At 66.8% G+C, this 14,179-nt stretch carries 14 protein-coding genes; 4 read left to right on the top strand and 10 right to left on the bottom strand.

The window, feature by feature from the left end:
* Nucleotides 1-45: 45 nt before the first annotated feature.
* The 4 genes from ACIPG5_RS16975 to ACIPG5_RS16960 all read right to left on the bottom strand — a co-directional run bounded on the left by ACIPG5_RS16975 (nucleotide 46) and on the right by ACIPG5_RS16960 (nucleotide 3,576).
* On the bottom strand, nucleotides 46-264 hold the full coding sequence (locus ACIPG5_RS16975; protein WP_176511133.1) for a general stress protein: 219 nt from the start codon (nucleotides 262-264) through the stop codon (nucleotides 46-48).
* A 151-nt stretch (nucleotides 265-415) separates the two neighbouring features.
* Nucleotides 416-1,693 carry an NTP/NDP exchange transporter gene (locus ACIPG5_RS16970; protein ID WP_401376480.1) on the bottom strand — a complete coding sequence of 426 codons (1,278 nt, stop codon included), beginning with the start codon at nucleotides 1,691-1,693 and terminating at the stop codon, nucleotides 416-418.
* A 3-nt stretch (nucleotides 1,694-1,696) separates the two neighbouring features.
* Nucleotides 1,697-2,605 carry an aldo/keto reductase gene (locus ACIPG5_RS16965; RefSeq protein ID WP_401376478.1) on the bottom strand — a complete coding sequence of 303 codons (909 nt, stop codon included), beginning with the start codon at nucleotides 2,603-2,605 and terminating at the stop codon, nucleotides 1,697-1,699.
* A gap of 89 nt (nucleotides 2,606-2,694) precedes the next feature.
* Nucleotides 2,695-3,576: a Dyp-type peroxidase gene (locus tag ACIPG5_RS16960; RefSeq protein WP_401376476.1), complete on the bottom strand. Its 882-nt coding sequence runs from the start codon at nucleotides 3,574-3,576 to the stop codon at nucleotides 2,695-2,697.
* 186 nt (nucleotides 3,577-3,762) lie between these two features.
* Between ACIPG5_RS16960 and ACIPG5_RS16955 the strand changes: the two genes are divergently transcribed.
* Nucleotides 3,763-4,656 carry a bile acid:sodium symporter family protein gene (locus ACIPG5_RS16955; protein WP_176511127.1) on the top strand — a complete coding sequence of 298 codons (894 nt, stop codon included), beginning with the start codon at nucleotides 3,763-3,765 and terminating at the stop codon, nucleotides 4,654-4,656.
* A 3-nt stretch (nucleotides 4,657-4,659) separates the two neighbouring features.
* Here ACIPG5_RS16955 and ACIPG5_RS16950 read toward each other — a convergent pair whose 3' ends face one another.
* Complete coding sequence (locus ACIPG5_RS16950; protein WP_176511285.1) at nucleotides 4,660-5,127, bottom strand: sterol desaturase family protein; 468 nt, start codon at nucleotides 5,125-5,127, stop codon at nucleotides 4,660-4,662.
* 410 nt (nucleotides 5,128-5,537) lie between these two features.
* On the opposite strand from ACIPG5_RS16950, the gene ACIPG5_RS16945 reads away from it, so the two are divergent.
* Together ACIPG5_RS16945 and ACIPG5_RS16940 are read left to right on the top strand one after the other, a co-directional pair.
* A complete protein-coding gene (locus tag ACIPG5_RS16945) occupies nucleotides 5,538-6,251 on the top strand; it encodes an MgtC/SapB family protein (RefSeq protein ID WP_176511126.1) in 714 nt (237 codons plus the stop codon).
* A gap of 10 nt (nucleotides 6,252-6,261) precedes the next feature.
* Nucleotides 6,262-6,768 (top strand): GNAT family N-acetyltransferase, encoded by a 507-nt coding sequence (locus tag ACIPG5_RS16940; protein WP_401376473.1) that lies wholly within the window; start codon nucleotides 6,262-6,264, stop codon nucleotides 6,766-6,768.
* A 9-nt stretch (nucleotides 6,769-6,777) separates the two neighbouring features.
* Here ACIPG5_RS16940 and xth read toward each other — a convergent pair whose 3' ends face one another.
* The 3 genes from xth to ACIPG5_RS16925 all read right to left on the bottom strand — a co-directional run bounded on the left by xth (nucleotide 6,778) and on the right by ACIPG5_RS16925 (nucleotide 8,887).
* Complete coding sequence (xth, locus tag ACIPG5_RS16935; protein WP_176511124.1) at nucleotides 6,778-7,572, bottom strand: exodeoxyribonuclease III; 795 nt, start codon at nucleotides 7,570-7,572, stop codon at nucleotides 6,778-6,780.
* Nucleotides 7,569-7,811: a hypothetical protein gene (locus ACIPG5_RS16930; protein ID WP_236235896.1), complete on the bottom strand. Its 243-nt coding sequence runs from the start codon at nucleotides 7,809-7,811 to the stop codon at nucleotides 7,569-7,571. The genes xth and ACIPG5_RS16930 overlap by 4 nt, the downstream gene beginning before the upstream one ends.
* Before the next feature lie 74 nt (nucleotides 7,812-7,885).
* Nucleotides 7,886-8,887, bottom strand: coding sequence for a DNA-binding protein (locus ACIPG5_RS16925; protein ID WP_401376470.1), 1,002 nt, complete (start codon nucleotides 8,885-8,887; stop codon nucleotides 7,886-7,888).
* A 224-nt stretch (nucleotides 8,888-9,111) separates the two neighbouring features.
* On the opposite strand from ACIPG5_RS16925, the gene ACIPG5_RS16920 reads away from it, so the two are divergent.
* Nucleotides 9,112-10,230 carry an FUSC family protein gene (locus ACIPG5_RS16920; protein ID WP_401376467.1) on the top strand — a complete coding sequence of 373 codons (1,119 nt, stop codon included), beginning with the start codon at nucleotides 9,112-9,114 and terminating at the stop codon, nucleotides 10,228-10,230.
* A gap of 4 nt (nucleotides 10,231-10,234) precedes the next feature.
* On the opposite strand, the gene ACIPG5_RS16915 is transcribed toward ACIPG5_RS16920, so the two are convergent.
* Nucleotides 10,235-13,264, bottom strand: coding sequence for a YadA-like family protein (locus tag ACIPG5_RS16915; RefSeq protein WP_401376465.1), 3,030 nt, complete (start codon nucleotides 13,262-13,264; stop codon nucleotides 10,235-10,237).
* Between the two features lie 62 nt (nucleotides 13,265-13,326).
* Complete coding sequence (locus tag ACIPG5_RS16910) at nucleotides 13,327-14,175, bottom strand: hypothetical protein (RefSeq protein ID WP_401376462.1); 849 nt, start codon at nucleotides 14,173-14,175, stop codon at nucleotides 13,327-13,329.
* Nucleotides 14,176-14,179: the final 4 nt, after the last annotated feature.

Here is a 14,179-nt window from a genome sequence, read left to right as displayed (position 1 = left end):
AGGCATTGCAGCGCCGGGATCGCCCCGGCACTGCGCTGGCCTCAATTACGAGCGGCCGCCCTTGTGGCCTGACTCGCGGTCCTTGTGCATGTCGGCATCCTTGCGGCCCGACTCGCGGTCCTGAGCCATGCCGCCGCCGGAGGATTGTCCGCCTTTGCGGCCGGCGTCGGATGCTTTCTGCCGGTCATTGGCGAAGTTGCCTGGGTTCTTGGTGCCACCCTGGCCGCCCTGGCTGCCGGTACGGCTGTTCTCTTTGTTAGCCATGGTCTGAAACCTCATGTGACTTCGAAAGTGCACGGCAAGATGCCGTACATAGGTTCGGAGTTCGGCGATAGCGAGGGATTCGTTTTATTGCCAAGCGTTCGGACCGGTGGCGTTAAATAAACGGCCTGGGTGTATTTGGTGCGCCGGGTTGTCAGCCGCCCTTGTCCAGCTGCCGCTGGCGCCTGCCCAGCCAGCCGCCGGTCACGCCCCAGGCCACGGCGAGCAGCGCACCGATCAGCATCGCCAGCTGCGGGTGCTCGGCGAGCACGTCCAGGCCGCGCTTGAGCCAGCCACTCAAGGCGTCGCCGCCGCGGTACACCACGGTATCGATGAAGTTCTTGGCCTTGTACTTGTGCTCGGCCGGCAGCACGGTGAAGAGCATTTCCCGGCCGGGCCGCACCAGCGCGTATTCGCCCGCGCGCCTGGCCACCATGACCACCACGAAGGCTGCGAACACCGGTGCCAGCGCCAACCACAAAAAGCCTGCCGCCATCGCCAGCGGCACCGCCACCAGCAGCACGCCCACGCCCATGCGCCGGGCCAGGCGCCCGGTGATGAACACCTGGGTGAGGATCGCCAGGGCCTGTACCACGCTGTCGATCAGGCCGAACACCTGGGTCTGGCGGGTGCGGTCGGGGAAGGTCTGGCTGACGATGCGCGCCTGCTCGAAGTACAGGAAGGTGCTGACGCTGGCCAGCAGCACCACGAACAAGGCGATGCCCAGCAGGTACTTGGAGCGAAACACCGCCGTTGCCCCGGCAAAGGGGTTGCCACCCAGTGGCCGCGAAGCAGGCTGTGCGTTGTGGGCCGGCAGTGGCTGGCGGTCGCGCCAGCGCTGCAAATAACCGGCGGCCGCCATGCTGCCCAGCAGGAACACCCCGGCGAGCATCACCAGCCCGGCATGGCCCAGCGGCGCGACCAGCAAGGCCCCGAGTATCGGGCCGCTCAGGCCGCCGAGGCTCGCCCCTGCCGCCAGCAGGCCGAACAGGCGTTTGCCCTGCGCGTTGCTGAACAGGTCGGTGAGCACGCTCCAGGCCAGCGAAATGGTCAGCAGGTTGAACACCGACAGCCAGATATAGAAGGCCCGCGCCTGCCATACATCATCCGGGCTGCGGGCAAACAGCGCGGCGAACAGCAGCAGGTTGCTGACGAAAAACCCGTAGGTCCAGGGCAGGATATGCCGGCGCTGCACCTTCGAGGCCAGCCAGCCGAACAGCGGCAGGCATGCCAGGGTGGCAATGAAGGTGCCGGTGAACAGCCACTGCAGGTTGTCCACGCCCCCGGCCACGCCCATGGTTTCGCGCACCGGGCGCAGCATGAAGTAGCCGGTGAACAGCAGGTAGAACAGCGCCAGGCCCGCGGCCACCGCCGGGCCTTCACCGGGCTGGATGTTCAGCCCCTGGTCCAGCCGCTTGCGCCAACTGGCCATGGCTCAGGCAAATTGCTGGATCAGCGCCTGTTGCTGCGCCTGGGTGAGCAAGGGTGGGTGCCCGGCCTTGAGCTGGTCGAGCTGGCGTTCGGGGCGGCCGGTGGCGGGAATCACCGTGGTCACCGCCGGGTGGCTGATGGCGAACTTGAGAAACAGCTGCGCCCAGCTGCCGATACCGGCCTCTGCGGCCCAGGCCGGCAACGCCTGATCCTTGACCTTGGCGAACAGCCGGCCATCGTCGAACGCCCGGTTGATCAGCACCGCGACGCCCTTTTGCTGGCACAGCGGCAGCAGTTCGCGCGCCGCGTGGGGGGCGTTGACCGAGTAGTTGATCTGGATGAAGTCCAGCGGCTCGCGGCGCACGATGCTGGCGACTTCGTCGTGGCCACTGTTCAGGTAATGGGTGATGCCCACGTAGCGGGTCTTGCCCTGCTGCTTGAGTTCGCGGGCATAGGGCAGTTGCGTCTGCCAGTCGCGCAGGTTGTGGATCTGCAGCAGGTCGACTTCGTCGGTGCGCAGGCTCTCGAGGCTGCCGGCCCACTGGCGCTCGGCATCGGCACGGCTGTCGGCGGCGATCTTGGTGGCGATGAAGCATTGCCGGTGCCAGCCGCCCTCCTCCAGCAACTGGCCGAGCACGGCGTCGGCGCCGCCATAGTTCGGCGAGGTGTCGATGACTTTGCCGCCGCCATCGAAAAACGCCTTGAGCACCACCTTGAGCTGCTGGTATTCGGGCGAGCCCGGCGCTACCTCGAAACTGCCGGAGGTGCCAGCGCCGATCACTGGCAAGGCCTCGCCGCTGGACGGGACCTTGCGGCTGAGCAACTCGGGGGATGTGGCGGCGTGCAACCAGGGGCTGGCGGCCAGCACGCCCAAGGCCGCACCGGCTCGTAGGACATCGCGACGACCGTACATGGCAAAGCTCCCGTCATGAGTCGGAAACTTCCAAGGCTAGCCGCTGCGGCCTACCCGGGCCGGTGTTTCTGTATCGGGATGTTTTTGGCTCAGCCCTGCAGCAGCAGGCTCAGGTCCAGGCCGGCCTCGGCCATGGGTGGGCACCAGTAGTAGCCGCCGGTCAGCGGGCGGCTGAAGCGGTACAGGCCATCGATGATGCCGTCTTCCAGGCCGCTCATGCGCCGCAGCTGCACCTCGAAGGCTTGCAGGCTGTGGCCCAGGGCGACGAACGCCAGGCCCGCACCACGGCTGTCGGCCCAGGCCACCGAGCGGCGCACCATGAAGGCCTCGGGCTCGAAGCTTTCCTGGGCGGTGCGTTTGACGTGGGCCGATTCGGGGGCGTCATCGAGCTCTTCGTTGTCGCTCAGGCGCCGGCCGATGATGTTGTCCTGGTCGGCCTGGGGCAGCGACTTGAAATACTCAAGGTCGTGCTTCCACAGCTGGAAGGCGGCGAAGCTGGAGCCCGCCAGGCCCGGCTGTGCGTCATTGAGGATGGCGGCTTCGACGGCGTCGGCGTCGACCGGGTTCTCGGTGCCGTCCTCGTAGCCGGTCAGGTCGTGGCCGCCGCGGTGCAGGAAGCCGTCAACGCTGTCGGCCAGGCGCAGGGCCGGGGCCAGCGCTTGTTCCAGGGCCTGGGCCTGCAGCAGCAGGTCGCCGCGCTCCTCGCCGCGCAACCACAGCCACAGAGCGTGCTGGGTGCTCGGGTTCTCCACCGCGGCATCCAGCTGCGGGAATGCGCGCAGGCCCGGCACCTCGCGGCCCAGCGCCTTCACCAACGGTGCACCGATGCCGACGATCAGGCGCTGGCCATCCACGTGCGGCAGCAGTGCATCCAGCGCCGCAGGCAGCGCTTCTGGCGCCTGCAAGGTGAAGAACAGGTGGCGGGCGTGGGGCGGCACGGGGGTGGCAAGCAGACCTTGCTGGAACGGCATGACAGGCTAATCCTTTCGCTAAAAGCGCGAATGCTACTGCGCAAGCACCGCTACCGCAACGCGGCCAATGCCGCAGGGCCGGCGGTTGCTTCGGTAATAAATAGTTACCAAGTACTGGCCGGGTGCAATTAGCTATCGCAAAAGGCCCACCTAGACTCTGCGCATCCTTTATCCGAGAGCCTGCCCATGACCGCCTCGCCGCTGCTCACCGCCTTCCTGCCGCTGGCCCTGGGCATCATCATGCTGGGCCTGGGCCTGTCGCTGACCTTGGCCGACTTCGCCCGGGTGGTGAAGTACCCCAAGCCGGTGGTGGTCGGGCTGGTGTGCCAGATCCTGCTGCTGCCGTTGCTGTGCTTCCTGATCGCCAACGGCTTTGGCCTGGAAGCGGCCCTGGCGGTCGGCCTGATGCTGCTGGCCGCCTCGCCCGGCGGCACCACCGCCAACCTGTTCAGCCACCTGGCCCATGGCGATGTGGCGCTGAACATCACCCTGACGGCGGTGAATTCGCTGATCGCGATCCTCACCATGCCGCTGCTGGTTAACCTCTCGCTCAGCTGGTTCATGGCCTCGGACCAGGCCATCCCGCTGCAGTTCGCCAAGGTCATGCAGGTGTTCGCCATCGTGCTGCTGCCGGTGGCGCTGGGCATGCTGATCCGCCACCTGACGCCGGCCTTCGCCGCGCGCATGGAGAAACCGATGAAGCTGGTAGCGGCGCTGTTTCTGGCGTTCACCATCATCCTGGCCCTGGCCAAGGACTGGCAGACGGTGGTCGAGTACGCGCCCGTGGTGGGCCTGGCGGCGCTGCTGTTCAACCTGGTGAGCCTGGCCGTGGGCTACTGGGTGCCGCGCTTGCTGAGCATCCCCAAGCGCCAGGCAATTGCCATCGGCATGGAAATCGGCATCCACAACGGCACCTTGGCGATCGCCCTGGCCTTGAGCCCGTCACTGCTGAACAACGCCACCATGGCGGTGCCGGCGGCGCTGTACAGCCTGATCATGTTCTTCACCGCCGGCGCGTTCGGCTGGTGGGTGAGCCGTGGCCACGCGGGTGTGCAGGCGCAGGGTGAAACCGCGAACTGAGGCTCAGCCGCGATCGCGCCGGGCCTGCAACTGGCGCTTGAGCACCTTGAGCGGCGGCGCGTAGAAAAAGCCGAACGACACACTGCCGGTGCGCCCCTTCACCGCATGGTGCAGCTGGTGGGCGCTGTGCAGGCGCTTGAGGTAGCGGTTCAGCGGCCGTGGCTGGCGCGGCCAGTGGCGGTGGAAGAAACCGTCGTGTGCCAGCACGTACAACAGGCCATAACCCGCAACGCCAGCGCCAACCCACTGCAGCGGCGCATGCCCGGCCTTGCCCAGCGCCACCAGCGCGGCGGCGATCAGGCCCAGGGCCACCAGGTACAGGTCGTTGGTCTCGAGCATGCCCAGCTGCGGCTCGTGGTGCGAGCGGTGCAGCCACCAGCCCCAGCCATGCATGATGTACTTGTGTGCCAGCGTGCCGACACCTTCCATGGCCACCAGGGTGCCGATCAGCACGAGGAAATTGAACAGCATGTAACGGTCCGGGGTGATGGCGAAGAGTGGCGCAAGGGTACCGATTGCCGGGGCTTTTTTCCATGCAGGCGTGACCGGTTGCAGGGCGCTTGCCGATGAAGCCATTGTCATCTTTTTACCCTTGACCCCTGCGGCCGCGGGGCGTATGGTCCGCGTCGCAATTTTTCATCCCTGAACAGGAGCCCTGCTTTGGACAGTAGCCCCAGTCGCTTGCGACAGGCCCACTCGGCGAGCTAGTCCGGCGGCGTTCTGCCACTGTCTCGCCTTCGGCCAGACGGTGGAATTCACCCCCAGCCCCTTGCGGCTGCATTCCCCCTCTTCCCTTCGTGGTCCTGCGCATTTCTGGTTTTTTTGAACCGCGCCCTTGCTGTGGCGTTCGAGCGGGCATTTGCCCGCGCAAGAGGTTTGCTATGGATTGGAAAGTCTTTTTGCTGCGAGTCAGCATCGCCCTGCTGCTCGGTGCCCTGATCGGCGCCGAACGCCAACTGCGCCAGCGCCTCACGGGCCTGCGCACCAACGCGCTGGTCAGCACCGGCGCCTGCCTGTTCGTGCTGATGACCCAGGCCGTGCCGGGCATGGCCCCCACCGATGCCTCACGGGTTGCCGCCTATGTGGTGTCCGGTATCGGCTTTCTCGGCGGCGGCGTGATCATGCGCGACGGCTTCAACGTGCGCGGCCTGAACACCGCCGCCACCCTCTGGTGCACCGCCGCGGTCGGCGTGCTGTGCAGCCTGGGCCTGCTGCTGGAGGCGAGCTTGGGTAGCCTGGTGGTGCTGTGCGCGAATATCCTGTTGCGCGATATCGCCCAGCGCCTGGATCGCCAGGAGGTCTTGCCTGCCAGCGAGGTGGAACAGCGCTTCGAGGTGCGCATCGTCTGCCGCGCCGAAGACGAGATCCAGGTGCGCAGCCTGATGCTGCACAGCCTGGGCGACCCGGACTTGCGCCTGCAGTCGCTGCTCAGCGAAGACCTGCCCAACCCGGCGCGCCTGGAAGTGCGCGCCGAGCTGCTGGGCAACCCGCAGGCGCCGGCGCTGCTGGAGCGCCTGGTGAGCCGGGTGAGCCTGGAGAAAGGCGTGAGTTCGGTGCGCTGGCAGTTGCAGCCGCTGGAAATGACCCCGGATTAAGGAAGCCGCAATGCATGTACGCCCTGCCCGCCACGACGATATTGCCCAGCTGATGGCCATCGAGCGCTCTGCCGCGCACGCCTTCGCCCAACGCCCGGAGCTGGCCTGGCTGGCCGACGCCGAGGTGCTGGGCGAGGATGCCCACCAGAGGTTCATCGACAGCGGCTGCAGCTGGGTGGCGCAAGCTGCCCTGGGCCAGGCGCTGGGCTTTCTCTGCGCCAGCCAGCAGGGCCAGGCGCTGCATGTCGAAGAACTGTCCGTGCGCCTGCAGGCCCAGGGCCAAGGCATCGGCCGGCGTCTGCTGGATGAGGCGGTGGCGGCTGCCCGCCACCGAGGGCTGCGGGAACTGACCCTGACCACCTTCGCCGATGTGCCGTGGAATGCGCCTTTCTATAGCCGTTACGGCTTTGAAGTGATTGCCCACGACCAGCTTGGCGCCACCTTGCGCGCGCGCCTGGCCGACGAGCGCGCGCATGGCCTTAAGGGCCGCTGCGCAATGCGCCTGGTGCTGGGCTGAGCGCCAGCTTCAGCGCTGCTTGCGCGTGCCCAGCTCGATCCACACCGGCGCATGGTCGCTGGCCTTGGCTTCATTGCGCACCCAAGCGTCCACCCCGGCAGCCTTGAGGTACGGCGCCAGTTGCGGATTGAGCAGCAGGTGGTCGATGCGCAGCCCGGCGTTGCGCGCCCAGTGGTTGCGAAAGTAATCCCAGAACGTATAGACACGCTCGTCCGGGTGCAGGTGGCGGATGGCGTCGACCCAGCCCTGCTCGAGCAATGCCTGGAACGCCTGGCGCGACTCGGGTTGCAGCAGCGCGTCCTTGAGCCAGGAGCGCGGGTTGTAGATGTCGAAGTCGGTGGGCACCACATTGAAGTCGCCGGCCAGCAGCGTCGGGTGCCCGTTGCCGTAGAGCGCGCGGGCGTGGGCGATCAGGCATTCGAACCAGCGCAGCTTGTAGTCGAACTTGGGGCCGGGTTGCGGGTTACCGTTGGGCAAATAGAGGCAGCCGACCAATACGCCGTGGGCGGCGGCCTCCAGGTAGCGGCTCTGGCTGTCTTCCTCCAGGCCCGGCAAGCCCCGGCGCACTTCCAGCGGCTGGGTGTCGCGCGCCAGGATGGCGACCCCGTTCCACGAGGGTTGGCCATGGTGCAGGCAACCATAGCCTGCGGCCTCGATCGCCTCGCGGGGGAATTGCGCGTCCGCCGCCTTGAGCTCCTGCAGGCAGGCGATGTCGGGCTTTTCCTTTTCAAGCCATGCCAACAGCGCCGGTAGCCGGCTGCGGATGCCATTGATGTTGAAGGTGGCGATGCGCAGGGCTTTCATGCGTCGGGGTCGTCCACGTGGGCTTGCACGGCTTCTTCCAGTGCGCGCCCATGGGCCTGGTCGGCCAGGGCCTTGAGCGCCAGCCAATCGTCCCAGTCGATGGCGCCGTCGTCGCGCAAGGCTTCGGCGGTGCGCACCAGGTCGTGGTGGTAGGCATCCGGGGATTCACGCCGGTAACTGGCGTCATCGTACTGGGCATACCACGCCTCCAGCTCGGGGATGCTGCGTTCGATGCTCATGGCCTTGCTCCTTCGGCAACCTTTGAAGGTGTGAGCGTTGGCGCGGCGCATCGTTCAACGGCAACGCCCAGCGTTCACTGCCCCTTGCCGGCCGCCTTGCCTTCGGCCAGCTGGGCACGGCAGGCCTTGAGCGACTCATCGCGCTTGCGCAGCTCGTCCTGCAGGTATTGCAGCTGGCGCCCCTGCTCTGAACTCAGGCCACGCTGGTGCTCCAGGCTCTGCTCCTGGGCCTGCAACTGGCGGCGCATTTCTTCGCTGGCGCCCTGGGCCTGGGCCAGGATCGTGCGCAAGCCCTGGATCTGCGCATCGCGCTGCTCCAGCAACTGCTCCTGCACCTCGCGCTCGCTGCTGGCCTGGCGGTGTTCGCCAAGCAGGCGCTCGTTGTCGCGGTGCAGGCGGGTGAGTTCGTCCTGCTTGACGATCATGCCCTGCTGCAACTGGCGCAGTTCGACCTGAAGCTGCTGAACCTGGGTTTCGTGGCGCCGTTGATCCTGCTCGCGCTGTTCACGGCTGGCGCTGCGGTAGTGCTCCAGGGCATCGCGGGCGTGGCGGTGTTTTTCCTCCAGCGAGCGCACTTGCTCGTCCTTGTCGGCCAGGCGCACCTGCAACTCGCCCAGCGCCTGGTTGAGGCTGGCGCTGCGCAGTTGCTCGGCCTGCAGCGTGCTGTGGGTGGCGGCCAGGCGCTCCGATTCGGCAGCCAGGGCCTGGGCCTGGATCTGCTGTTGCTGGTTGGCCGCCGCCAACGCCTGCTGCGCCAGTTGCAGTTGCGCATCGAGCTGTTCGCGCTGCTGCTCGAACGCCGCCTCTGCCTGCTCGATGCGAGCGTCGCCCTCCTCCTGCAACTGCGCTGCCAGTTGCGCCACCAGCTTGGTCAACGGCTCGCTGAGCGCGTCTACGCCCTGCAGCGCAGCGGGCTTGAGCACCTCCAGCTCCTTGAGATAGCGGTGGATGGTGGTTTTCGAGCCTGTATTACCCAATTGGATACGCACCGCATCGATGCTTGGGTGTTCGCCGCGGGCGATCAGCACTTGCCGCGCCTGCTGCACTACCGCCTTGTTGATACCGCCCCGGGCCATGCCTTGCTCCTACGATTTCGTACCAGGATACGTATTATGTAATTACAGGTGTATTTTGATCGTTTCCGAAGCGCCGATCAATGTATTTCTCACATTGAATAATCACGGCTTATCGCATGTTAAGTGCTTAAGCGCTCGAAAGCCGGACTGGAATGCATCAACTCGGTACGACACCGCCTGCTAAGGTCATCCCTGCACGCTTGAGGATTGGCAGGATCAAACGCATGCTCGACCGGCCTTCACCCTGGCGCAGCCTGGTCCACTTCTGGCAAGGCATTCGCGCCGAGTTCGTCACCCCCGAACGCCTCCCCCAGCGCCTGCTGGACGAGATGGAGACGTTGATCTCGGTACTGCTGGCCATTGCCATGGCCCACTACCTGAACGTGGAGAACGTTGGCTGGGCGGCGTTCAGCGGCTACATGGTGATGCGCTCGAGCCTGCACGACAGCGTCTATCGCGGTGGCTTGAGAATCATCGGCACGGCAGCAGGCGCCATGGCGGCGATGCTGTTGGTCACTCATGTCGGCCTGCCCGGCCACTGGCTGGGGCTGGTGATCGGCCTGGTCGGCGCTGGCACACTGCTGTGCGCGATCCGCCAGGCGCATGGCTATGCCTGGCTGTTCACCGGGCTGACGTTCGCCATGGTCACCCTTTCGGCGTTCAACAGTGGCAACGCCGATGCGGTGCAGCACTTCGCCAGGACGCGTATCGAGGAAGTCGCCTGCGGCACGGTGGCCTGCTGGTTCGTCGCCTTGCTTTCAGGCCAGACCGTCCGGCGTGCGTGGTCCGGCAAGCTGGCTGGCGTGAGCCCGGAGCCGGCCAAGGCCAGCGGCGGCATCGACCGCTACACCCTGCGCCATGTGGCCCAGGCTGGCGTGGCGCTGGCATTGCTGCCGCTGCTGGGGCGCTGGCTTGGGGTCGATGGCCTGAGCCAGGCCGCGATCACCATCATGGCGGTGATGATGGTGCCGCCTGCGGCCCTGCTGCCTGGCAGCCGCGTCGTCGCCACCCGCAACATCCACCGGCTGGTCGGCTGCGCGGCAGGCGCCGCTTGCGCGGGCCTGGCCCTGTGGCTGATCGGGACCAACTGGTTGGCGATGACCTTGATGATGTGCATCGGCGTGATGCTGGGCAGGCATATCGAAAACAGCAACCGCCCGTTTGCCTATGCAGGCACCCAGTTTTCCCTGGTGTATTTGGTGGTGATGGTGCCCGACGCTTACCTGCATGCCAGCCCGGAGCCCGGGCTGGTGCGCCTGGAAGGCATCATCGTGGGGTTCGTGCTGATTGCGCTGATGCGCCTGGCCAATGCATTCATTCGCCAGGACGCACCCGCGCGCTGACGCCTCACCACTGGTAGCCGATGCCGACCGCCACGCCGGTGTCACCTTGGCTGGTGGTGCTGCCCTGCAGCTTGGTCACCCACTTGCCGCTGTCGGAGATCTTCGACACGCCGATCGCCACTGCACTCTGCCCGCGGTAGTTGCCAGCCCCGGCGGCCGCCATGCTCGCGCCCGGCGCGTAAGGCTGTGGCAGCGTGGCCATGGCCATGGCGCCGGCAATGCCCGAGCTGAGGATGTCGTCCTGCTTCTTCAGGTCGTGGCGCAGGGCGTTGTAGCGCGCATCCGAGTAGTCGTAGAACTGGTCGGCAAAGCCGCCGATGCTCTGCTGCAGCTGCTTGACGTTCACCGCATCGGTCGCCGCCGTGCCCGCCGCCACATGGGTGATCTGCCGCTCGTTGCCGGCGCTGCCGACCGAAACACTGTCGGCGCGCTCGGCCACCGAGTTGGCGCCCAGCGCGACCGAGTTGTCGGCCTGGGCCTGGGCGTTGTTGCCCAGCGCCGTGGCGTTGCGCCCACTGGCGTGCGAGCGCGTGCCGATGGCCGCGCTGTTGGCGCCGGAGGCCTGCGCGCCCGCCCCGCCGGCTACCGCATCGACGCCCGTGGGGCGTGGCTTGGGTTGCTGGCTGGTGTTGTTCACCTGGAACATGCCGTCGGCGCCGTTCTGCACATTGCTCACGTTGCCCTCGACCTGGCCGACCCGGTTGTCCAGGTGGCTCACATTGCTGGTGACGTTGGCAATTTCGCTGTTGACGTTGTGGATGGAGTCGTCGGTGTACTGCTTGGCTTGCGTGACCGCGCCATCGAGCTGGCGCAGGTTGACGGCATCAAGGGCTTCCTTGCCATCGGCCACGTTGCTCAAGGTGCGCGTCTGGCCGGTCGCGGCATTGCCCACCGACACGGTGCCGGCAGTGGCGTTGGCGGCGTTGGAATACTTGCCCGTGTAGCGCTGTGCACCGCGGCCGCTGTCACTGGCGCCCTGGCCCAGGGCCACGCTGCCATCGGCCGTGGCACTGGCGCTGTCGCCCATGGCCAGCGAACCCTTGCCGCTGGCCTGGGCGCCGGGGCCGACCGCGACGGCGTCGGCACCGCTGGCGACCGCGTCGGGCCGGCTCGAGTTGGCGTGGAAGTACTTGATCCCGCCGCCGTTGTTGAGGGTGGTGATGGTGTTGTCGATTGCGGTCACGCGCCCGTCGATGTTGGTGACCCGCAGGTTGGTCTCGTTGAGCTGGGACAGGTTCACCGCATCGCTGTCATCCTCGCCGCGGGCGACATTGGTGATTTTGCTGCCGCCCGTTTTGCTCAGGCTGTTATAGGGGCTGCCACTCAGCGTGATGCGCCCGTGGCTGCTGTCGTCGTACATCACCGCGTCAGCGACCGCGCCGCTGGTAATGGCTTTGAGCTGGGCGACGTTGACCCCATCGGTGTCCTCGGCGCCGGCTGCCAGCCCGGTAAGGCGGCGGTTGCCAATGTTGACCTCGCCCATGGCCGTACCACCCACCAGGTAGGCCTGCTGGCCCAGGCTGCTGCCATTGGCAACGGCCCCGGCCCCCAGCGCGACGCTGCCGCCATGGCTGGCAGTGGCGCCCATGCCGATGGCGACCGCGTCCGCGCCGGTGGCCGACGCATCGGTGCCGGTGGAGTTGGCGTGGAAGTACTTGGTGCCCTGGTTGAAGATGTTCTCGACATTGCCTTCCACGTTGGTCACGCGGTTGTCGAGGTGGGTGACCTTGGTCACGGCCCCATCCACCTGCTGGTTGGTCGCATTGAGCTGCGAACCATTGACCGCATCGGTGGAGTAATCGGTCAGCGCACCTGCGGCGACGTTGGTCAGCACTTGCGCGGCGCCCGGCGCATAGGCCTCGCCGCCACTGGCAATCAGCGACAGCTGGTCGGTACCGGTGCGCTGCACCGGGCCAAGGGTGCCGTTGCTGATGTTGTTGATGTTGCTGGTGACGTTGCTGATGGCAGTGGTGTTCTGCTCCACCTGCTGGTTGGTGGCGTGCAGTTGCGAGCCGTTGACCGCGTCGGTGGAGAGCGCGTCGACATCACCGGCAGCCACCTGGGTGATCTTCTGCGCATAAGGGGTGCCGTGGCTGGCATCGTAGGCGTCGAGCGACGGGTTCCACTGCAGCGCGTCCTGCTGCAGGGCGAAAATGTTGGCGGCGTTGTACGTCACCCGGCCATCGAGGTTGGCAACGGCATCGCCCACGTTGTTCACCTGCGTGCCATCGAGGTTGTAGCTGGGCGCGGAGATCGAGCCGTCCGGGTTGACCGCAGCGCCGCCGCCCAGCCCATTGGCAGTAGCGTTGGCCAGGGTATACAACTGCGAGCCGTTGATGGCATCGGTGGAGGTCTGGTAGACCCCGCCGTTGGCCACGTTGTTGAGCACCTGCGCAGCCCCCGGTGCATAGGCATCGCCGCCCGCCGCGATCAGCGACAGCTGGTCGGTGCCGGTGCGCTGCACCGGGCCGATGCTGCCGTTGCCGATGCTCTCGGTGACGTTGCTGAGCTGCTGGTTGGTCGCCGCCAGTTGCGCGCCATTGACCGCGTCCAGGGAGCCGGCGTTGATATCGCCTGCACCCACATTGCTGACCTTCTGGCCGCCGGCATCGATGCCGCCAAGGGTCACGCTGGGGCCGCCGGCGATGGTCAGGCCGTAGCTGGCTACCCAGGTATCGCCCAGGCTCACCGAATCGAGCACGAGGTTGTCGGCCAGTTGCAGTTGCAGGGTGCCAGCTGAGTCCACTTCGGTCTTCAGGTTGTTGCCCGAGTAGCTGCCGGCGCTCAGCGCAGCGCCCTGGATGGCGAGGGTATCGCCGGGTTTCCTGTCCACCGAGCCAGCGTTGCCGGCGAAGGTGATCGGGGCCGGGTCGCTCTCTTGCGCCTGCACATTCACCGCGCACAGCCCGCTCAAGGCACACAGGCCAAGCACCGCGAATGCGCGAGCGGCCTTGCCGGCGCTGCGGGCGTGTTCGGAGGCTACACACCAGCAATGCTGGGCTCTGGACCATACAACACGATAAATCCTGTTCATGATGAGCTCCCGCCAGGGCTGAACCCTGGGCTGAGTAGGAAGGCAACAAAGGGGGGAATGGATCAGCGCGAAGACAGCTGCAAGGCGCGGCTGGTCTGGATCAGCAGCGGGCGCTCGAGTGCACTGGGGCGCGACTGCTGGAGTGCGCGCTCATAGGCGCGCAGCGCACTGCCGTGGTCCTGGCGCACATAGTCGAGGTAGCCACCGGCGAACAGCCCTGCTTCGGTGCGCAGGTCGCGCTTCACGGCATCGGGCGCTTGCAGTTCGTCGATACCGGCGAACACTGCCGAGATGTCCGACTTGCCCTGGTACAGGGCCAGCAGCGCGCGCTGCGGCGCGGTAGCGGGCTTGATCGCTTGCGCCTGTTTCTGCAGGCGAGCACGGATGGCCGCAGGCTTGAGCCCGGCATCGCTGGCGGTGCGCGCCGCCAGCCACAGGTTCCACAGGCCTGCGTAGCCTTTGACCTGGGCGCTGGTGGCCTGCAGGCGCAGTTGCTCGAAGGCCTTGCGCGCCGCGTCGAACCGGCCCAGTTCAGCCAGGTTCACCGCCGATGAAAGGGCGATGACCTGCGCCTGGTCGCTGCCCTTGAGGGCGTCGTAGAACTGCCGGGCGCGCATGTGGCGCCCGTTGGCATCTTCGATGAAGGCCTGTTCGGCCAGGGCGCGGTTGCCGCCCTGCCCTTGCGCGCCCGCTTGCACCAGCAGCGCCTGGGCGCCACCGAGGTCACCGTCGAGCAGGCGTGCATGGGCCTGCAGCACCAGCGGCTGGGCTGCCGGGCTTGGTGGCGGCGAAGGTTGCGCGGTAGCGGCAGGTTCGGCCAGGGCCAGGCCAGCTTCGAGGCACACGGCCAGGGCCAGCGCACAAAGTACGCCCGGGCGGCAGTGGGTGGAGCGGTGCGAATGGCGGATCATGGTG

The organism is Pseudomonas sp. NPDC087029 (genome assembly GCF_044745345.1).
Classification (GTDB): domain Bacteria; phylum Pseudomonadota; class Gammaproteobacteria; order Pseudomonadales; family Pseudomonadaceae; genus Aquipseudomonas; species Aquipseudomonas faucium.
Note: the sequence above shows the minus strand (reverse complement) of the source record. Positions and strands in the feature narration are given on the sequence as shown.

Bases quoted from the DNA above. Each gene is read 5' to 3' on its own strand.
- ACIPG5_RS16960 (WP_401376476.1), bottom strand. From the start codon at position 3,576: ATGCCGTTCCAGCAAGGTCTGCTTGCCACCCCCGTGCCGCCCCACGCC.
- ACIPG5_RS16955 (WP_176511127.1), top strand. From the start codon at position 3,763: ATGACCGCCTCGCCGCTGCTCACCGCCTTCCTGCCGCTGGCCCTGGGC.
- xth (WP_176511124.1), bottom strand. From the start codon at position 7,572: ATGAAAGCCCTGCGCATCGCCACCTTCAACATCAATGGCATCCGCAGC.
- ACIPG5_RS16970 (WP_401376480.1), bottom strand. From the start codon at position 1,693: ATGGCCAGTTGGCGCAAGCGGCTGGACCAGGGGCTGAACATCCAGCCC.
- ACIPG5_RS16925 (WP_401376470.1), bottom strand. From the start codon at position 8,887: ATGGCCCGGGGCGGTATCAACAAGGCGGTAGTGCAGCAGGCGCGGCAA.
- ACIPG5_RS16940 (WP_401376473.1), top strand. From the start codon at position 6,262: ATGCATGTACGCCCTGCCCGCCACGACGATATTGCCCAGCTGATGGCC.
- ACIPG5_RS16910 (WP_401376462.1), bottom strand. From the start codon at position 14,175: ATGATCCGCCATTCGCACCGCTCCACCCACTGCCGCCCGGGCGTACTT.
- ACIPG5_RS16945 (WP_176511126.1), top strand. From the start codon at position 5,538: ATGGATTGGAAAGTCTTTTTGCTGCGAGTCAGCATCGCCCTGCTGCTC.
- ACIPG5_RS16930 (WP_236235896.1), bottom strand. From the start codon at position 7,811: ATGAGCATCGAACGCAGCATCCCCGAGCTGGAGGCGTGGTATGCCCAG.
- ACIPG5_RS16965 (WP_401376478.1), bottom strand. From the start codon at position 2,605: ATGTACGGTCGTCGCGATGTCCTACGAGCCGGTGCGGCCTTGGGCGTG.
- ACIPG5_RS16950 (WP_176511285.1), bottom strand. From the start codon at position 5,127: ATGCTGTTCAATTTCCTCGTGCTGATCGGCACCCTGGTGGCCATGGAA.
- ACIPG5_RS16915 (WP_401376465.1), bottom strand. From the start codon at position 13,264: ATGAACAGGATTTATCGTGTTGTATGGTCCAGAGCCCAGCATTGCTGG.
- ACIPG5_RS16975 (WP_176511133.1), bottom strand. From the start codon at position 264: ATGGCTAACAAAGAGAACAGCCGTACCGGCAGCCAGGGCGGCCAGGGT.
- ACIPG5_RS16920 (WP_401376467.1), top strand. From the start codon at position 9,112: ATGCTCGACCGGCCTTCACCCTGGCGCAGCCTGGTCCACTTCTGGCAA.